This window comes from Mycobacterium sp. G7A2 (assembly GCF_041902445.1).
In the GTDB taxonomy this organism is placed as follows: Bacteria; Actinomycetota; Actinomycetes; order Mycobacteriales; family Mycobacteriaceae; genus Mycobacterium.
Genome location: NZ_CP169251.1, coordinates 189,915 through 207,357 on the forward strand (window position 1 = coordinate 189,915; position 17,443 = coordinate 207,357).

A 17,443-nucleotide genomic window follows, 5' to 3' on the forward strand; every position below is an offset into this window, starting at 1 on the left:
AAGGCAACAAATGGCCGAAATTCCGAAGCAGTCGGCGTCCCGGCGCGAAGCGGTGCAGAAGGTCCGTCGCGGGCAGTCGTTCTCGGTGGATCTGCCGTTGATCGGACGGGTGCCGCTGCCCCGGCCCGAACAACTGGCTTTCTACGGGGCGTTGGGCGTGCTGGCAGCGGTGGAGATCATCGAGTGGCCGGTCGCACTGGTGTTGGGTGCGGGCCACTTCCTCGTCCAGGAAGACCACAACCGGGTGGTGCAGGAGATCGGCGAGGCCCTAGAAGAAGCCTGAGAAGAAGCCTGAGATGCCCGAGCACTGGTCACCAAAGGTCGTTATACAGTCTAGGAATGACACGTGTGACGGTGATCACCGGTGGTGCCGGGGGCATGGGTACGGCGACGGCCGCCGTCGTCGGCCGAGACCATGCCGTGGTGCTGGCCGATGTCCGGGCTGAGCGGCTCGACGCGGCGGTGGCGGCGCTGAAAGACCGCGGCATCTCCGCGATCGGTGTGTCCGCCGATGTCACCGACCCCGACGCCGTGAGCGCGGTCTTCGACACCGCCGGCGGCCTGGGAGAGCTGGTTTCGGTGATCCACACCGCCGGAGTGAGCCCCAGCATGGGCGATGCGGACTACGTCATGCGCACCAATGCGGTGGGGACCGTCACCGTGGGTGAGCGCTTCCACGCCGTCGCTCCTCAGGGTGCGGCGCTGGTCAACGTCGCCTCGATGGCGGCGTATCTGCTGCCGGCGGACATGATTCCGGCGCAACACTTCCCGGTGGCGCTGTCGGATCCCGCCGCATTCCTGCAGAAGATGCGACCGGCGTGGGAGTCGCTGCCCGAGGAGTTCCGCTCCGGTGTCGCCTACGGAGTGAGCAAGTCCTTCGTCCGGTGGTACAGCAGTGCGCAGGCCGAGCGGTTCACCGCGAAGGGCTTACGCGTCCTGTCGATCTCGCCGGGATCGACCGACACCGAGATGGGCCGGCTCGAGGAGAATGCCGGGGCGGGGGCGATGGTCGCCGACGCCGCGGTGCCGCGGTGGGGCAAGCCCGAGGAGATGGCCGAACTGCTGGCGTTCTGTGCCGGCGACAAGGCCGGGTACCTGACCGGCACCGACATCCTCAACGACGGCGGGGTCGTCGCCTCGGTGACCGAACGGGCCCGGCTGGCGGCGTCGTCATGACGCGTCCGACGTGAGCGGCTGGTCGTCACGTCCCAACGTCGGCGGCCTGGCTCGGCCCTCGGCGTCGCAGCGGCGCAGCTCACGGACGACCGCCTTGATCACCGACTGCAACGCCGCATGGGGTGTGTCGGCAGGGGGCGACGTGATCGCCGGCCATTCCGCGACAGTCGCCACGTAACCGCGGTCCTTGCCCGACCACCGGATGCGATAGCCGTACTCGTAGGCCTTCAGTTCTGCCCTCACGCGACGACGCTAGGTTCCGTCCGGCTCGCCACGCTGCGGCCATCGGCCACGTTCGGCAGGGACTTAAGTCCCAATGCGGTCAAGTGCAGTCATTTGACTACACGCCGGTGCGGACCTACTGTAGTCGCATGACTACACAGCTGTCGGCGCGGCCTGCGCCGGTCGGCAGGGCCGCTGTGGTCGCCGCGGTTCTGGCGGCGGCGGCGGACCTCTATGCCGAGAAGGGGCCCGCGGCGACGTCGATCCGCGAAGTGGCGTGGTGTTCCGGGGTGAACCACGGCCTGGTTTTCCGGTACTTCGGTACCAAAGAACAGCTCGTCGGGGCGACGCTGGAGCATCTCGGGCGGCGCGTCGCCGAGCTTCTCGAGCGGCAGGCGCCCCTGGAAGACATCGAAGACGCGCTGACCCTGCAATCCGTGGTGATGGCGCGCGCGCTGCTGGAAGGCTTCCCGGTCGTGGAGTACCAGACGACGTTTCCGGCGGTGGCGCTGCTGCTCGACCGCATCGCAGCGCTGCACGACTGCGAGCACACCGCGCGCCTCGCCGCGGCGAATGCCGTGGCACTGCAGCTGGGTTGGCGCCTGTTCGCGCCTTTCCTGCGCGCATCGGCCGGGCTCGACCACATGACCGCCGACGAGGTGCGGGAGGCGATCCTCACCGCGACCACCCAGCTCGTCGATCCCCAGCAGCGATGGCGTCGCGACCCGGCTGATCAATCCGCTTGATCCGCGCGAGCCATCACGTCGGCGTACTCGTCGAGGTCCACGCTCTCGGCGGTCACGGTCTTGGTGCCGTTGTAGACATCGCGGTCGATCTCGTCGTCGGCGTTGGCGACCAGCATCGCGACGAAGGTGTCGCCGTTGACGTTGAGGAAGGTGCGGAAGATGCCGGCGAACCAGTCGACGGCGATCAGTAGCCCGATCGCCTCGAACGGCAGGTCCAGCGAGCTGGCCAGGAACGTCGCCACCACCGGGAACCCGCCCGGCACCGTGATGGTGCCCATGTTCAGCATGATCGCCAGCCCCATGCCGAGCGCGATCTGTCCGAAACCCAGCTCGATACCACCTGACTGGGCCAGGAACATCACCACGATCATGTAGTTGAGCACCGCGCCGTAGGACCCCATCGTCAAACCGACCGACAGCGTGAAGTTCGCGACCTTCTGGCTGACGCCGACCTTCTCCACGGTGTTGCGCAGCACGGTGGGGAACGTCACCGCCGAACTGGTGGTCGTCACCGCGATCGCGGTCTGCTCGGCGAGCTTTCCGGGAAGCTTCCACGGACTGAGCCGCGTGAGCAGCGTGACCGTCACGACGAACAGCACGAACAGGATCAGGACGCCGATCAGCGTCGCACCCAGGTACTTCAGGCCCGAGGTGACCACCGCGAACCCGACATCTCCGGCCAGCGGCGCCAGCAGGCAGAACACGCCGATCGGGGCGACGTACATGATCAGCCGGATCATGGTGAGCACGATCTGCTGGACCTGGTCGACGAAGGACAACACCGAGGTGTCGCCGGTCCTGTTGATCTGGAGGCGCAATGCGACGCCGAACAGCAAGGCGAACACGATGATCGGCACCATCGTCGCACTGGCCATCGCCTCGAAGATGTTCGTCGACACGAAGTTCAGCAGGGTGTCCTGCCAGCCGCCGGTTTCCGCGGCGGACTCCTCGAGGGATGCGTCGACCTCTCCGGTGAAGACCATGCCGGTGCCGGGCTGGATCAGCACACTCAACAGCCAGGCCAGAACCGCTGCGACAAAGGAGAACCCGAGCATCCACGTGAAGGTGCGTACCGCGATCCGGCCGGTGCCGGTGCCCGTCATCGAGCCGGTCGCCACGATCACCGACGCCAGCACCAAGGGGACGATGGACATCTGGATCAGCCGGATGAACATGTCGCCGACGAACTTCAGATTTGCGGCCCACTCACCGACCACCAGACCGAACATCAGCCCCGCGACGGCAGCGATGGCAATCTGCAGAGCGGGACTTTTCAGCGCGTTCATGCGCATCGAAGCTATCGCCGGTCGGATACCACCCCGTGGCCGCCGTGTTTCCCGGTTGTTTCCAGCGTTTCTCAGCTACCGGAGAGGAAGGCGCCCAGGGCGCGGTTGACGAGCGGGAGACCGGCCAATCGCAGTGCTGCCCGCCGCACCCACAGTTCGGCGTGGGTGCGCGGCAGGAACCATCGGGCCGTCGCCCGTCCCGATGCCTGTCTGTCTTCGGCGACGGGCCGCCACTGTCTTTCGTAAGCCGCTAGCGCCTGCATCAGCGGAGCGCCGGAATGCAGCTGCGCGGCAAGCGCTCTGGCGCCGGCGACAGCCAACGAGGCGCCCTGGCCGGCCAGCAGCGACACGGCGTGGCACGCGTCACCGACCAGCGCGACCCGGCCTGCGCTCCACGCCGGCAGCACCACCTGGGCGACCTGGTCGTAGTAGATCTCTTCCGACGGCGGACACTGCGCCAGTGCCTCGGGCACCACCCACTGCAGGGTGCGGTAGGCCTCACGGACGGCGGTGCGGGTGTCGTCGGGCAGCCCCGGGTCCGGCGTACGGTGCACGCCGAACGCGGCCACGCGTCCGTCGCGTAACGCGTAGAAGCCCATCTGACGACCGATCGTGTCGGTCAACGCGAACCGGCCGGCGCACGCCTCGCGGATGCGCGCATCGTCGAACACGAAGGCGGCGGTGTGAAAGCCGAGATAGCGCAGCGCATTCGACTCCGCGCCGAAGGTGAGGCGGCGTACGGCGGAGTGGATTCCGTCGGCCCCGATGAGGACATCGGCGGCCAACGCGGCCCCGTCGGCCGTGCACACCTCCACGTCCGGCCCGCGGTCCACACATGCGGTCACCTCGGCGCCGAAGCGCACCTCCACCGAACTCGGCAGAGCTTCACGCAGCACCTGTTCCAGGTCCGGGCGCATCAGGCTGCACAACCGACCGCCGACGGCCCGACGGAAGCGGTCGTACGGCAACCGGGCGCGGGACCGGCCCTTCGCGTCGACGAAGCTGGCCTCGTCGATGTCGTAGGACACGTCGAGAATCGCCGGCAGCACACCGATCTGCTCGGCCGCGTCGTAGCCGGGCCCGAAGAAATCCATCATGTAGCCCTGCTCGCGCGGGCGCGGCGACCGTTCCAGCAGCACGACCTCGTCACCATGCGTCGCGAGCTCACGGGCCAGCGACAGCCCGGCGATTCCGGCTCCGCACACCACCGCCTTCATCGCCCTCGACTCTAACCCCGCGGTGGGGTCGCGGCCCTACCCTCCGGTCGCCTGGTCGACCGGTTGTGGATTGCCCGTCAGCTCGGCCACGACGTAGTCGGCGGCCTGGTCGGTGAGTCCCCTGACGGCGTAGGCGCCGTGCGCGCCGTTGTCCCCGCCGCCCGGCGAACACACCGGGTCTTCCGGGATACACAGATCCACGGTCTTGGATTCGTACCGGGACCCGACCGTGATCGGTGGCGCACCGGTGTAGATCATCTGCAGGAAACCGCTGGACGGCTTGCCGAACAACGCCACGGCCGCGACGTGGTCAGCGACGTCTGCCGGCATCGGGCCCGTCATGCCCGGCGGTGGGGTGTACCCATGCGGGATCGCGTCGGCGGTGATGTAGGCGGCCACCGCGGCTCCCTGGGAGAACCCGCCGACCACCGTCTCTGTGTCGGGACAGTTCGCCGCCGTCGTCATCACCCGGTTGCTGGCGTCGATGACGCCGGCGGCTGCCGTCGCGAAGTCCAGCGACGCCGGGTAGTTCACCGCGTAGTCCTGCACGGTGCGGTCGGGCAGCCTGGCCCGCAGTGCATCCACGAAAGCCTGGCCCGTGGCACCGATGCCCTGCGGCTCGAACGTCCCGCGGGCGAAGACCACCTCGACGTCCGGACACGGTGCGGCGTAGGCGGGGGCGGCAGCCACCGGAGTACCCGCCGCTGCCGCCACCGCACCGGCGCCCGCCGCCAACCAACGACCCAATTGCTTCATCTCGACCTGCCTGTACTCGACGAATGGGAAAACCTGACAGGCGTCGCTGCCCCGACAGTCGGCTCCGGAGTTACCCGGCCGCATCCGGTCGAAACGCTGCGCCGGCGGGAGATCTTCCGGGCCGCCCGCCTAATCCACGGGCGCAGCGTGCTGGTGTACTCGACAGTGTGTCGGGTCCGCTGCCGGGTTGGTCGGTGCCGATGTTCTTCATGGCCGGAGCGGTGTCGCAATACCTCGGCGCGGCTGTCGGGGTCTTCCTGTTCGAGACGACCGAACCCGCGACGGTGGCCTGGCTGCGCGCGGCCGCGGCGGCGCTGGTGCTGCTGGCATGGCGGCGACCATGGCGGCGTGGCTGGACCTGGCGCAGCGCCGGCGCCGCCGCGGCTTTCGGCCTCGTCACCGTCGGCATGAACGTGGCGTTCTACGAGGCGATCGCGCGCATTCCGCTGGGCACCGCCGTCGCGGTGGAGTTCGTCGGACCCGTCGCGGTGGCGACGCTGGGTTCGCGCCGCGCCCGCGACGTCGCGGCCGTCGCGCTGGTTGTGGCCGGTGTCGTCCTGCTGGCCGGGGTGCAGACCGATGTCGACCCCGTCGGTCTGCTGTTCGCGCTGCTCGCCGCCGCGCTCTGGGCGGGCTACATCCTGGTCGGCAAGTCGGTGGCAGACGCCGGTGCCGGACTGGACTCCCTCGCGGTCGGGATGGCCGCCGCCGCGGTGCTGTCGGCGCCCCTGCTGGTCGGTGTGCAGCTGGGCAACGACGCCTCCGTCTTCGGGGACGCCCGCACCTGGGTGTTCGGCATGGGGGTGGGCGTGCTGTCCAGCGTGATCCCCTACGCGCTGGACCAGCCCGTGCTGGCCACGATCGGGCGGGCCCGCTTCGCCTTGCTGTTGGCGCTGCTGCCCGCCACCGCGACGGTGGTGGGTGCCGCGGTGCTGGCGCAGTACCCCACCCCGGTCGAACTCGCCGGCATCGCGCTGGTGATGCTCGCGCTGATCGTCAACGCGTCCGCCTCGTCCCCGCCGATCCGGCCGCGCCGAAGCGACCCCGACTGGAGAATGCAGACATGAGTTGCTGCCACGACGCCGACGGACTCGACGGCCACGACACCGCGTTCACCGTCGACGCCTCACGCGTCACCTTCGGCCGGGGGTGTCTGCGTGAGGTCGGTGACCGAGCCAGGGCGCTGGGGATGACGCGGGTCGCGCTGTTCTCCGATCCGACGGTCTCCGGTCTCGAGGTGTTCGACACTGTGCAACGCTCCCTGCGTGCGGCGGGCCTCGACACCGTCACCTACACCGATGCCCGGGTCGAACCCACCGACCAATCCTTCGCGCAGGCAGTGGCTTTCGCGACGGAAACGAAACCCGATGGCTACGTCTCGGTGGGCGGCGGATCGGTCATCGACACCGCCAAGGCCGCCGATCTGTACGCCACGCACCCGGCGGACTTCCTCGACTACGTCAACGCCCCCATCGGCGGCGGAAACCCGGTACCCGGACCCCTCGCCCCGCACATCGCCTGCCCGACGACCTCGGGAACCGGCAGCGAGGTCACCGGGATCGCGATCTTCGACCTGCTGTCCCTGCACGCCAAGACCGGCATCGCCGCGCCGGCATTGCGGCCGACCGAGGCGCTGGTCGATCCGGATTGCACCGACACCCTGCCCTCCGAGGTGGTGGCGTGCAGCGGCCTGGATGTCCTGTCGCACGCGCTGGAGTCCTACACCGCACGCCCCCACACCCGGCGCGCGGCGCCGCAGCGACCCAGCCAGCGCCCGATGAGCCAGGGCGCCAACCCGTGGAGCGATCTGGGCAGCCGAGAGGCGCTGCGCCTGCTGGGCGAATATTTGCAGCGCGCGGTCACCGATGCGGACGACCGGGAGGCGCGCGAACAGACGATGTGGGCCGCGACGCTGGCGGGCATCGCGTTCGGCAACGCCGGAGTGCACGCGCCACACGCGATGGCCTACGCGGTGGCGGGGCGGGTCAGGCGGTTCCACCCGCAGGGTTATCCGGGTGATGAGCCCCTCGTCCCACACGGCATGGCAGTGATCCTCAACGCTCCCTCGGCATTCCGCGTGACGTCCGGCAGCGACCCGCACCGGCACCTGCAGGCCGCGCACCACCTGGGCGCCGACATCGCCGGCGCCGATACCGGTCGCGACGCGGGGGGCATTCTCGCCGAGCACCTGATCGGCATCATGCGTGGCGTCGGCATGCCCAACGGGTTGACCGGCGTCGGGTACACCGCGGCCGATGCGCAGGCGCTGGCCGAGGGGGCGTGGCCGCAGCAGCGCCTGCTGGGCAACGCACCGATCGACTTCGACGAGGCGCTGCTGGCCGAGACGTTCGGCGATGCGATGCGGTACTGGTGATGGCCGCCGATCCCGTGGCCGGGAACTACCGCTACTTCCTGCCCATCACCACCCGGTGGATGGACAACGATGTCTACGGCCACGTCAACAACGTGACGTACTACAGCTACTTCGACACCGTGGCCAACCACTTCCTGATCACCGAGGGCGGCCTGGACATCCACCACTCGCCGGTGATCGCGCTGGTGGTCGAGTCACAGTGCTCCTACCGAGCCCCGGTGGCCTACCCGGACCGGTTACGAGCCGGGCTGCGCGTCGACAAACTCGGCAACCGGTCGGTGACCTACGGGGTCGCGATCTTCACCGACACCGACACCGAAGCCGTGGCCCACGGCCAGTTCGTGCACGTCTTCGTCGACCGCCAGAGCCGCCGTGCGGTGCCGATCCCGGAGCCGATCCGGACGGCCCTGGAGACATTGATTCAGTCGTAGAACGCCAGTCTTTCCGCAAGCGCCGACACTTGCCGATTGTGGAAGTAGTCGTCCTCGTGGAGGGTGCTGACACTGCCCGGGTCGGCCCGGAAGTTCACAGAACCGACTGCAGAAAGGGGCATCTCGATCCACGCCGCGATGATGAAGGTGAGAGTGAAGCCGTGGGTCACGATCACCTGGTGAGTCGCGTCGCTGGCCGTGATCTCTGCCATCGCGGCGAACACTCTGGCGGCAAAGTCGGCCTTCGTCTCAGCGCCGGGTATGCCCTCATCGTGCAAGAGACGCTCGCCCGATCGTGGCGGAGGAACGAAGCGCGTGTCCAACCAACCTTGCGGACGGCCATCGGCGATTCCGTACGACTTCTCCCGAAGTCGGGGGTCCGCGATGACATGTGCTCCCAGTGACTCGCCGATGGCCTCCGCGGTGGTGCGGGCACGCAGCGAGTCCGACGAGAACAGTTCCGCTTCGACATCGCTCGGAATCCGGGCCCGCAGCACTCGGGCGATGACTTGCGCGTCACGCCGACCGTTGGCGGTCAACACGGAGTCATGCCATCCGCCGACCAGTCGCTCGACGTGATGGGTGGCCTCGGGGTGGGTCACGACATAGATCGTCTTCGGCACGGCGGAACCTGACTGTCAGTCCATGCGGCCGGCGTCCACCAGCCGCAGAACGAGCGAACCGGATTCGTCGGAGGCACCGAGGTCGACCTCGGCATCGAAGCCCCAGTCGTGATCACCGGCGGGGTCGTCGAGAATCTGCCGCACCCGCCAGATGTCTGGGCGGCGGTCGAAGACCAGCAGGGCGGGCCCGCGCGCGTCGGCGCCGGTGCCCACCGACTCGTGCTCGGTGAAGTACGCCTCACCCGCCTCCGCCCACCGCAGTGCCGTCCAGCCGGCCGCGGAATCCAGCTCGCCCAACTCGTCCCAGCGTTCCCGGGCGAACAGCTGCACGCGGCGGAACAGCGCGTTGCGCACCATCGCGGTGAACGCGCGTTCGTTGGCGGTGAGCGGGCGTGGCGGCGCGGCGCGAACCTCCGGGGTGACGCCGGCGGGTTGATCGGGGCTGGTGAGCTGCTCCCACTCGTCGAGCAGACTCGAATCCACCTGGCGCACCAGCTCGCCGAGCCATTCGACGATGTCGGTGAGCTCGTCGGTGCGCGCCGCGGCGGGAACCCCCGAGCGCAGCGCCTTGAAGGCATCCGACAGGTAGCGCAGCACCGCCCCCTCGGACCGGGTCAACCCGTACACGCTGACGAACTCACGAAACGTCATCGCCCGCTCCCACATCTCCCGCACCACCGACTTCGGGGAGAGCCGACCGTCGGCAGCCCAGGGATTGCTCTGCACGTACACCTCGTAGGCGTGGTCGAGCAGGTCCTCGAGCGGCTTGGGATAGGTGATGTCGTCGAGCAGTTCGATGCGCTCGTCGTACTCGATCCCGTCGGCCTTCATCGCGGCCACCGCCTCGCCGCGCGCCTTGTTCAGCTGGGCGGCGAGCACCTGGCGCGGATCCTCCAGCGTCGCCTCGATGACCGACACCACATCCAGTGCGTAACTGTCGGATTCGGTGTCGAGCAGGTCGATCGCCGCCAGCGCGAACGTCGACAGCGGCTGGTTGAGCGCGAAGTCACGCGGCAGGTCGACGGTCAGCCGGTAGCGCCGGCCGTCGGGTTCGGGTGCGTCGAGTCGCTCGACGACCCCGGCCTGCAACAGCGAGCGGGCGATTCCGACGGCCTCGCGGATCAGCTTCAGCTGGCGCTTGCGGGGTTCGTGGTTGTCGGTGAGCAGCCGCCGCATCGCCTCGAAGGGGTCACCGGGTCGATCCACGACGTCGAGGATCATCGCCGTCGATACGCGCATGTTGCTGGTCAACGCTTCCGGAGCGGCGTCGACCAACCGGTTCAGCGTGGCCTCACCCCACGGCACCATGCCCTCGGGCGCTTTGCGGCGCACCAACTTCCGCCGCTTCTTCGGGTCGTCGGCGACCTTGGCGAACTGTTTGAGGTTGGCCACCTCGTGTTCAGGGGCCTGCACGACGACGGTGCCCGCGGTGTCGAAACCGGCGCGACCTGCCCGGCCGGCGATCTGGTGGAACTCGCGGGCGTTGAGCAGCCGGGTCCGGGTGCCGTCGTACTTGGACAGCGCCGAGAACACCACGGTGCGGATCGGGACGTTGATGCCGACCCCGAGAGTGTCGGTGCCGCAGATCACCTTGAGCAGGCCGGCCTGCGCCAGTTGCTCGACCAACCGGCGGTACTTGGGCAGCATGCCGGCGTGGTGAACCCCGATGCCGTGGCGCACGAGGCGCGAGAGCGTCGTCCCGAACGCCGTCGAGAAGCGGAACGCGCCGATGTGCTCGGCGATCGCCGCCTTCTCTTCCTTGGTGCACACGTTGATGCTCATCAGCGCCTGCGCGCGTTCCAGCGCCGAGGCCTGGGTGAAGTGCACGACGTAGATCGGAGTCTGCTTAGTCTCCACGAGCTCTTCGATGGTCTCGTGCATCGGGGTGGTGGCATACGAATAGAACAGCGGCACAGGACGTTGCGCGTTCGCGACCCACGCCGTCTGGCGGCCCGTCCGGCGACTGAGATCCTCGCGCAGGAACGTGACGTCACCGAGCGTGGCCGACATCAACAGGAACTGCGCGCGCGGCAGTTCCAGCAGCGGAACCTGCCACGCCCATCCGCGGTCGGGGTCGCCGTAGAAATGGAACTCGTCCATGACCACCAGGCCGATCGGGGCGTCCGCGCCCTCGCGCAGGGCGATGTTGGCCAGGACCTCGGCCGTGCACGCGATGATCGGCGCGTCCGCGTTGACCGCCGCGTCACCGGTGAGCATGCCGACCTTGTCGGCGCCGAACACCGCGCACAATGCGAAGAACTTCTCGCTCACCAGGGCCTTGATGGGCGCGGTGTAGAAGCTGCGGCGCCCGGCTGCGAGCGCGGCGTACTGGGCGCCGGTGGCCACCAACGACTTCCCCGACCCCGTGGGCGTGGCCAGGATGACGTTGGCCCCGCTGACGAGTTCGATCAGCGCTTCTTCCTGCGCCGGGTACAGGGTTGTGCCGTTGCTCTGCGCCCACAGCGAGAACGACTCGAACAGCTCGTCGGGATCGGCGCCGGCGGGGGCCGGGGGCAGGGGGCTGCTGATCAGGCCACCTGCTCACCGACAGTGGTCAATGCCTCGTCCAGAATGGCCAGCCCACGGTCGATCTCGGTGTCGCTGGCCGTCAGCGGGGGAGCGATCCGGAAGATCCCGCCCATGCCGGGCAGCTGCACGATGTTCATGTGCAGTCCCAGCTCCATGCACCGTGCGGTGACCGCCGCGCCGAGCCGATCTGCGCCACCGGACGCCGGATCGTCGGCCAGCTCCATCCCCAGCAGCAGACCCCGCCCGCGCACGTCGGCCACCGCATCGTGGCGGCCGGCGAGCCCCTCGAGCCCTCGCCGCAAGCGTGCGCCGAGCTCGCCGGCTCGCTGGTCCAGGCCGTCGCGGCGCAGGACGTCGAGCACCGTCACGCCGACCGCGGCCGGCAGCGGATCGTTGACATGCGTGGTGAAGAACAGAAATTCCCGTTCGTGGGCGGCCGCCTCGATCTCGGCGGAGGTGATGACCGCCGCCACGGGCATGCCCGCGCCCAGAGTCTTCGACAGCGTCAGGATGTCGGGCACCACGCCGTCGTGTTCGAAGGCATACCAGTCCCCGGTGCGGCACAGCCCGGTCTGGGCCTCGTCGAGGATCAGCAGCATGTCGCGTTCCCGGCACTTCTCGGCGAGCGCGGGCAGATAACCCGGCGGCAGATCGATGATGCCGCCGGAGCTGAGGATCGGTTCGACGATGCACGCGGCAAGGCTGCCCACCGACTGGGCGTCGATGAGGTCGAAACCCAGGTCGAGCTGGCGGCGCCAGTCGAGGTCTCCGTGGGCGTCGACGATGTCGGGTCGGAAGCGCTGCGGCACCGGCAACGCGAAGTTCCCGGGTGCTGCCGGGCCATAACCGCGTCGCCCGGCGCTGTAGGTGGCGTTGGCGGCGGCCTGAGTCATGCCGTGCCAGGACCTGGCGAACGACACGATCTCGTGTTTGCCGGTCACCAGCTTGGCCATCCGCAGCGCCGCCTCGTTGGCCTCGGCACCGGTGGTCAGCACCAGCACCTTGTCCAGTTCGGCGGGCAGCGTGGCGGTGAGCCTCTCGGCGAGATCGACGACCGGGCGGCTCAGAAAGCCGCTGTAGAGGTGATCGAGCCGGGCCACCTGCCGGGCCACGGTGGCCGTGATCTCCGGATGGGAATGGCCGAGGATGGCGCTCATCTGGCCCGAGGTGAAGTCTAGCAATTCTCTGCCGTCCTCGGTGTACAGGCACGTGCCCGCCGCGCGCTCGATGACGACCGGGCTGAACGCGCCGCGTCCGCTGTAGCGGATCAGGTGTCGTTCGGCGGCGGGAGGAAAAGCACGCAGCGACATACCGGTGACGCTATCGGTTCAGCCCGTCGCCGTCCGAATGCGCGGGCGTACCGCGACCATGGCGGCGCCGACGGCGAACAGCGCCACGGGCAGCACCGGGAAACCCCCGTCGGGCGCAAAGCCGGTGGCCGCGATCAGTGCCAGCGCCAGCGCGCATGCCGCAGAGCCGAGGTAGAGCAGAGCCTCGGTCACCGCGGCGGGCACCGGCAGACCGAACGTCGGCAGCGGTGCGGCGAACAGGCGGCGCTGCCAGGACAACAGGCTCAGCAACACGACGGTGACCACCATCAGCACCAGTTCCCACTGCAGGCGGGCCAGCCACCACGCGCCCGAACCCAGCGGCGGCTGCGGGAGCAGCCCGAACGGGTAGGCGATCGGAGTGACGATGATGACCGGCAGCATGTGCCACAGGTACAGAGCCATGACGTTGGCGTTGCCCACCTTCAGCACGCGCGGCCACAGGCCGCGCGCCAGCACGCGGTTCACCGCAGGCACGATCGCGAACAACACCCCGATCTGGACCACGGCCAGCGCGAGCAACGCCGCCGACGGGGGAGCGCTGTTCTCCACCCGCACGCCCGGCACCCCGATCATCGCCACCGGATACGGTCCCCAGGTCACCAGCGCGGGCAGCGCCGCGGCGCCGACGACCGCCATCGTCAGCAGCAGGCGGCGGCGCAGCAGACCGCCGTGCCATGCGATGCCCAGCTGGTAGATCGCCGCCCAGCAGAACAGGTAGTTCAGCACCCGGATCCCGGTGTGACCGGTGCTGATGCCGACTACGTCGACGACGACGACCGCGGCACCCAGCACCGCGGGCACCGCCAGGCCCCAGCGCCGATGCGCCGCCAGCGACAGCGGGGTCAACAGCACCACCATCAGGTAGACGGCCAGGAACCACAGGTGCATGGCGACCGCCCAGCCGGCCACGTCGCGGACCTGCCCGCTGAGCCCGACCACGATCAGCGCGCTCATCACCAGCAGTACGAACACCGAGTACACCGCGGTCGGTCCGAGGGTGCGCGCCACCCGCGCACGGATACGGTCCTGGCGGGACACCCCGGGGTGCTCGTCTGCGTCCCTGCGCGCCCACGACACCGCCGACGCGTAGCCGGCCACCGCGAAGAACACCGGGACCACCTGGAAGAACCAGGTGAGCCACTGCGTCCAGGGCATCAGGACCAGCGGGTTGTCGCGGCCGAACTCACCGTCGCGGTAGGTCATCACCGACAGCAACCAGTGGCCGATGACGACGATCACCACCGCGCCGAACCGGTAGAGATCCAGGGCGACCTCGCGGGGCGGCCGTGACGCCGGCATGTCGTTCATCCGTCTCCCGGGACCCCTTTCAGCGCACGGGCAGCGGTCCGGTCAGGTTCGCGGGGCGGCACACCACCGCGGCCACCGCGCACAGCGACGCGGCGATCGCGAACGCCGCCAGCACACCGAGGAGGTCGGCGGCGCCGCCGAGCACCGCCGCCGCGATCGGTCGCGAACCGAGGAACGCCACCAGCCACAATGCCATGATGCGGCCGCGCAGCTCCTCCGGCGCGCGCTCCTGCACCACGGTCGACAGGCCGGTCATCGCCCAACCGAAGCCCAGACCCGCCACCACGAAGCCGGTCATCGCCACCGCCGGCGTCGTCGCCGCGGCCAGCGTCGCGCAGCCGCCGCCCAGGCCGACGAGCCCGACGACAGACACCCGGGCCGCAGGCATCCGGCCCCGCATCAACGCCAGCGTCGCCATCCCGACCGCCGCGCCGACCCCGAACAGCGCCGACAGCGTGCCCACCAGCGGGGCGCCGCCGCCGAGCTCATCGGCCAACGACGGGGTGAGTGTGATCGACGAATCGGAGGCCACCCCGACGATGGCGACAGCGATCAACGCCAGCAGCAGGGGGCGGTCGCCGAGGACGTACCGCACGGCGGTACGCACCCGGTAGTCGGCGCCGAGGCGCCGCTCCGGGCGGGCGGGAAAACGCACCATCAGGAGCAGCACGGTGAACACCAGGTGCAGCAGGGCGCTGACCGCGAAGGCCGCCGCCGGTCCGAAGTGGGCGGCCAGATAGGCGCCGGCCGCCGGGCCGATGATGCGCCCGATCGTCATCGGAAAGCTGTTCAGTGCCATCGCCGTCGACAGCTCGCCGTCGCGGATGAGGCTGGGCACGATCGACTGCATCGCCGGGCCGCCGACGACGAACCCGAATCCCACCAGCAGGGTGCCCAACAGCACCGGCACCGCGGCCGACATCCCCTGCAGTTCCGGCTGGATGAACAGCCAACCGGCGACCACGCCCGAGCCGGCGACGCACAGCACCCGGCCGAGCAGGATCTGGCGCGCCGGATTGCCGGTGTCGGCCCACTTGCCGCTGGTCGGGCTCAGCACCAGCTGGGGCGCGAACTGGGCGACGCCCACCAGACCCACCATCAGCGCCGACCCGGTCACGTCGTACATCACGATCGCGGCGACGATGCCGTGGGTCCACACCGCGACGACCGAGAAGATCTTGCCCCAGAACAGGGCGCCGAACACCGGGTCGACCATCAGGCCCAGCGCGCCCCGCGGCCGGGCCGAAGCCGGCGGCGTGGTGGTGAGGGGGCGCGATGACGTCACCCACTATGCATAGCAAATAGATGTTGTTTCGACGAAGTCGAAGGATCGGCGACTGTGGTAAACACACCGCTGTGTCAGCCGCGAGCCTGCTGGAGCCCGGTCGCACCTGCTGGCGCGTGGAACCGGCCGACCGATTCGCCTGCCTCGTCGACGGCGCCGACTACTTCCGTCATGCCAAGGCGGCGATGCTGCGGGCCCGCCGCCGCATCCTGCTGGTCGGCTGGGACTTCGACACCCGGATCGCTTTGGAGCGCGGCGGCTCGACAGTGCCCGGCCCCAACCGGCTGGGCGCTTTCCTGCAGTGGATGCTCTGGCAGCAGCCCGACCTGACGATCCATCTCCTGAAGTCCAATCTGCGGCTGCTGCCGGCGTTCGACGACCTCTGGTACGGCATCACGCCGGTCGCCGTGGTCAACCGGCTCAGCAGCCGGCGGCTGCACTTCGCGGTGGACGGCGCGCACCCCACCGGGTCGGTGCACCACCAGAAGATCCTGGTCGTCGACGACGCGGTCGCGTTCTGCGGCGGCATCGACTTCACCGCAGAACGATGGGACACCAGCGAGCACCGGCACGACCACCGGCTGCGGCGGGTGCTGGGCCGCGACTACGCGCCGCGCCACGAGGTCGCCGTCGCGGTCGACGGAGCCGCGGCGCGGGCGCTCGGCGAACTGGCCCGCGAACGGTGGCGCACCGCGGTGGGCCGGGCGCTGGACCCGGTCGGGCCCGGCCGCGACACGTGGCCGGACACGCTGGAGCCTGCGCTGCGTGGAGTCGACGTCGGGATCGCGCGCACCATGCCGCTGCACGCCGAGCAACGCGAGATCCGTGAGGTCGAGACGCTGAACCTGGCCGCGATCGCCGCCGCTCGCGAGGTCATCTACCTGGAGAACCAGTACCTGGCGTCGCGGGCCGTCGTCGAGGCACTGGCCGCCCGGCTGCGCGACCCCGCCGGCCCGGAGGTCGTCGTCGTTCTCCCGCGCGCCTCGGAGAGCCGACTGGAGCAGGAGTCGATGGACGGCGCTCGATACCGGATGCTCGGCCTGCTGTGGGCCGCCGACGAGCACGGCCGCCTCGGTGTCTTCTGGCCGGTGACCGACGGGGAGAAGCCGATCTACGTCCATTCGAAAGTCCTGGTGGTCGATGACCGGCTGTTGCGGATCGGGTCGTCCAACCTGAACAACCGGTCCATGGGCTTCGACAGCGAATGCGACGTGGCCGTCGAGGGTCGACCGAACGACGCCGACCACGGGGTGTCGCGGTTCGTCATCGCGACGCGGCAACGGCTGATCTGCGAGCATCTCGGTGCCTCCCCGGAGGATTTCGAGCGGCTGCGGGCAGCCGGGATGACGTTCCTGGAGGTGGTGGAGGCGTTGCGCGGCACGGGGCGGACGTTGCGGCGGTTCACCCCGGGCACGGTGGCGGACGAGGCCAGCCTGCTGGCCGAGAACGACGTCATGGACCCCGATCACGTCCCGCGCTCGTTGACCCGCAGCGTCCAACGCTTCCTGCGCGGCCTGAACAAATGACTCCGGGGGGTGTACACCCGTACGGATCGGGGTAGGGCAACACCATGATTGCGCGTCTAACCGCTCTGGCGATCGGAGTCGTGGCCCTGCTGGTCGGTGTCGTCGGACTGCTCAGCCCGGTGAACATCTCACCTGGGCTCACCCCGGTGCCGTGTGGGACGGCGGTCGCGCCTGATCTCCAGAGCGCACGTCAGCAAGCGCCTGCCGACACCCAGACCTCACCCCAGGAACTGCCGTACGACAGCGAATGGGTGGGGGATGTGGACTACGCACAGTTGTGCGACGAGGAGATCTCCGATCGCCGGGCCTGGACGATCACGGTGACCGTGGTCGGGGTGCTGTCGCTGCTCACCGCCGCCGGGCTGGCTCTGCGCTCCCGGCGCTCACAGAACGCGAATACCTGAACGATGGGCAGCACCGACAATTGCGTGCTGCCCATCGTCCCCGTGAGACCCGTCAGGCCTCGGGTGGACGCCCCGTCGGCACGTCCGGATCGTCGTCGGCCGGTGGTTCGGCCTGGCGCCACTCTTCGACGCGCGAGGGCCGGTTGCCCTGCAACATGCCGCGCATCTCGGATTTCAACGCGTCGTCCTCGCGCTGACCGTGTTTGGAGTTTCCCCGTTCCATCGCGTG

The 17,443-nt window shown here is 69.3% G+C and carries 18 protein-coding genes; 8 read left to right on the plus strand and 10 right to left on the minus strand.

Going from position 1 to position 17,443, the window contains the following annotated elements:
• The first annotated feature begins 10 nt into the window (after positions 1–10).
• A complete protein-coding gene (locus tag ACEWX3_RS00865; protein WP_374158462.1) occupies positions 11–283 on the plus strand; it encodes a hypothetical protein in 273 nt (90 codons plus the stop codon).
• A gap of 56 nt (positions 284–339) precedes the next feature.
• Positions 340–1,176, plus strand: a complete 837-nt coding sequence (locus ACEWX3_RS00870; RefSeq protein ID WP_374158463.1) for an SDR family oxidoreductase — start codon at positions 340–342, stop codon at positions 1,174–1,176.
• On the opposite strand, the gene ACEWX3_RS00875 is transcribed toward ACEWX3_RS00870, so the two are convergent.
• The gene (locus ACEWX3_RS00875; protein WP_207066118.1) at positions 1,171–1,419 is read right to left on the minus strand and encodes a hypothetical protein; all 249 of its coding nucleotides are present in this window, start codon (positions 1,417–1,419) and stop codon (positions 1,171–1,173) included. The genes ACEWX3_RS00870 and ACEWX3_RS00875 overlap by 6 nt on opposite strands.
• Before the next feature lie 128 nt (positions 1,420–1,547).
• Between ACEWX3_RS00875 and ACEWX3_RS00880 the strand changes: the two genes are divergently transcribed.
• Positions 1,548–2,144: a TetR/AcrR family transcriptional regulator gene (locus ACEWX3_RS00880; protein WP_374158464.1), complete on the plus strand. Its 597-nt coding sequence runs from the start codon at positions 1,548–1,550 to the stop codon at positions 2,142–2,144.
• Here ACEWX3_RS00880 and ACEWX3_RS00885 read toward each other — a convergent pair.
• The 3 genes from ACEWX3_RS00885 to ACEWX3_RS00895 all read right to left on the minus strand — a co-directional run bounded on the left by ACEWX3_RS00885 (position 2,132) and on the right by ACEWX3_RS00895 (position 5,403).
• Entirely contained in the window at positions 2,132–3,430 is a 1,299-nt protein-coding gene (locus ACEWX3_RS00885) for a dicarboxylate/amino acid:cation symporter (RefSeq protein WP_374158465.1), read from the minus strand. The two genes, ACEWX3_RS00880 and ACEWX3_RS00885, sit on opposite strands and share 13 nt — an antisense overlap.
• Before the next feature lie 71 nt (positions 3,431–3,501).
• Positions 3,502–4,647, minus strand: a complete 1,146-nt coding sequence (locus ACEWX3_RS00890; protein ID WP_374158466.1) for an FAD-dependent oxidoreductase — start codon at positions 4,645–4,647, stop codon at positions 3,502–3,504.
• Positions 4,648–4,683: 36 nt separating this feature from the next.
• Positions 4,684–5,403: a cutinase family protein gene (locus ACEWX3_RS00895; RefSeq protein WP_374158467.1), complete on the minus strand. Its 720-nt coding sequence runs from the start codon at positions 5,401–5,403 to the stop codon at positions 4,684–4,686.
• Between the two features lie 209 nt (positions 5,404–5,612).
• Here ACEWX3_RS00895 and ACEWX3_RS00900 point away from each other — a divergent pair, with 209 nt between their 5' ends.
• From ACEWX3_RS00900 to ACEWX3_RS00910, 3 genes are read left to right on the plus strand one after another with little or no spacing between them, the layout of a single operon-like run.
• On the plus strand, positions 5,613–6,470 hold the full coding sequence (locus ACEWX3_RS00900) for a DMT family transporter (protein WP_207066237.1): 858 nt from the start codon (positions 5,613–5,615) through the stop codon (positions 6,468–6,470).
• A complete protein-coding gene (locus ACEWX3_RS00905; protein ID WP_374158468.1) occupies positions 6,467–7,777 on the plus strand; it encodes a hydroxyacid-oxoacid transhydrogenase in 1,311 nt (436 codons plus the stop codon). Before ACEWX3_RS00900 ends, ACEWX3_RS00905 begins: the two co-directional genes overlap by 4 nt.
• Complete coding sequence (locus ACEWX3_RS00910) at positions 7,777–8,208, plus strand: acyl-CoA thioesterase (RefSeq protein ID WP_374158469.1); 432 nt, start codon at positions 7,777–7,779, stop codon at positions 8,206–8,208. The genes ACEWX3_RS00905 and ACEWX3_RS00910 overlap by 1 nt, the downstream gene beginning before the upstream one ends.
• Here the strand turns inward: ACEWX3_RS00910 and ACEWX3_RS00915 are convergent.
• The 5 genes from ACEWX3_RS00915 to ACEWX3_RS00935 are packed head-to-tail and all read right to left on the minus strand — an operon-like array spanning position 8,199 to position 15,215.
• The gene (locus ACEWX3_RS00915) at positions 8,199–8,831 is read right to left on the minus strand and encodes a histidine phosphatase family protein (protein ID WP_374158470.1); all 633 of its coding nucleotides are present in this window, start codon (positions 8,829–8,831) and stop codon (positions 8,199–8,201) included. The genes ACEWX3_RS00910 and ACEWX3_RS00915 overlap by 10 nt on opposite strands.
• A gap of 15 nt (positions 8,832–8,846) precedes the next feature.
• Positions 8,847–11,360 (minus strand): DEAD/DEAH box helicase, encoded by a 2,514-nt coding sequence (locus tag ACEWX3_RS00920; protein ID WP_374159981.1) that lies wholly within the window; start codon positions 11,358–11,360, stop codon positions 8,847–8,849.
• Complete coding sequence (locus tag ACEWX3_RS00925) at positions 11,360–12,670, minus strand: aspartate aminotransferase family protein (protein ID WP_207066110.1); 1,311 nt, start codon at positions 12,668–12,670, stop codon at positions 11,360–11,362. Before ACEWX3_RS00925 ends, ACEWX3_RS00920 begins: the two co-directional genes overlap by 1 nt.
• An 18-nt stretch (positions 12,671–12,688) precedes the next feature.
• Positions 12,689–13,999, minus strand: a complete 1,311-nt coding sequence (locus ACEWX3_RS00930) for an acyltransferase (protein ID WP_374158471.1) — start codon at positions 13,997–13,999, stop codon at positions 12,689–12,691.
• Between the two features lie 19 nt (positions 14,000–14,018).
• The gene (locus ACEWX3_RS00935; RefSeq protein ID WP_374159982.1) at positions 14,019–15,215 is read right to left on the minus strand and encodes an MFS transporter; all 1,197 of its coding nucleotides are present in this window, start codon (positions 15,213–15,215) and stop codon (positions 14,019–14,021) included.
• A 140-nt stretch (positions 15,216–15,355) separates the two neighbouring features.
• Between ACEWX3_RS00935 and ACEWX3_RS00940 the strand changes: the two genes are divergently transcribed.
• Positions 15,356–16,810 carry a phospholipase D-like domain-containing protein gene (locus ACEWX3_RS00940; protein WP_374158472.1) on the plus strand — a complete coding sequence of 485 codons (1,455 nt, stop codon included), beginning with the start codon at positions 15,356–15,358 and terminating at the stop codon, positions 16,808–16,810.
• Positions 16,811–16,854: 44 nt separating this feature from the next.
• Positions 16,855–17,214 carry a hypothetical protein gene (locus ACEWX3_RS00945; protein WP_286182783.1) on the plus strand — a complete coding sequence of 120 codons (360 nt, stop codon included), beginning with the start codon at positions 16,855–16,857 and terminating at the stop codon, positions 17,212–17,214.
• A gap of 52 nt (positions 17,215–17,266) precedes the next feature.
• Here the strand turns inward: ACEWX3_RS00945 and ACEWX3_RS00950 are convergent, their stop codons facing one another.
• Positions 17,267–17,437 carry a hypothetical protein gene (locus tag ACEWX3_RS00950; RefSeq protein ID WP_207066107.1) on the minus strand — a complete coding sequence of 57 codons (171 nt, stop codon included), beginning with the start codon at positions 17,435–17,437 and terminating at the stop codon, positions 17,267–17,269.
• Positions 17,438–17,443: the final 6 nt, after the last annotated feature.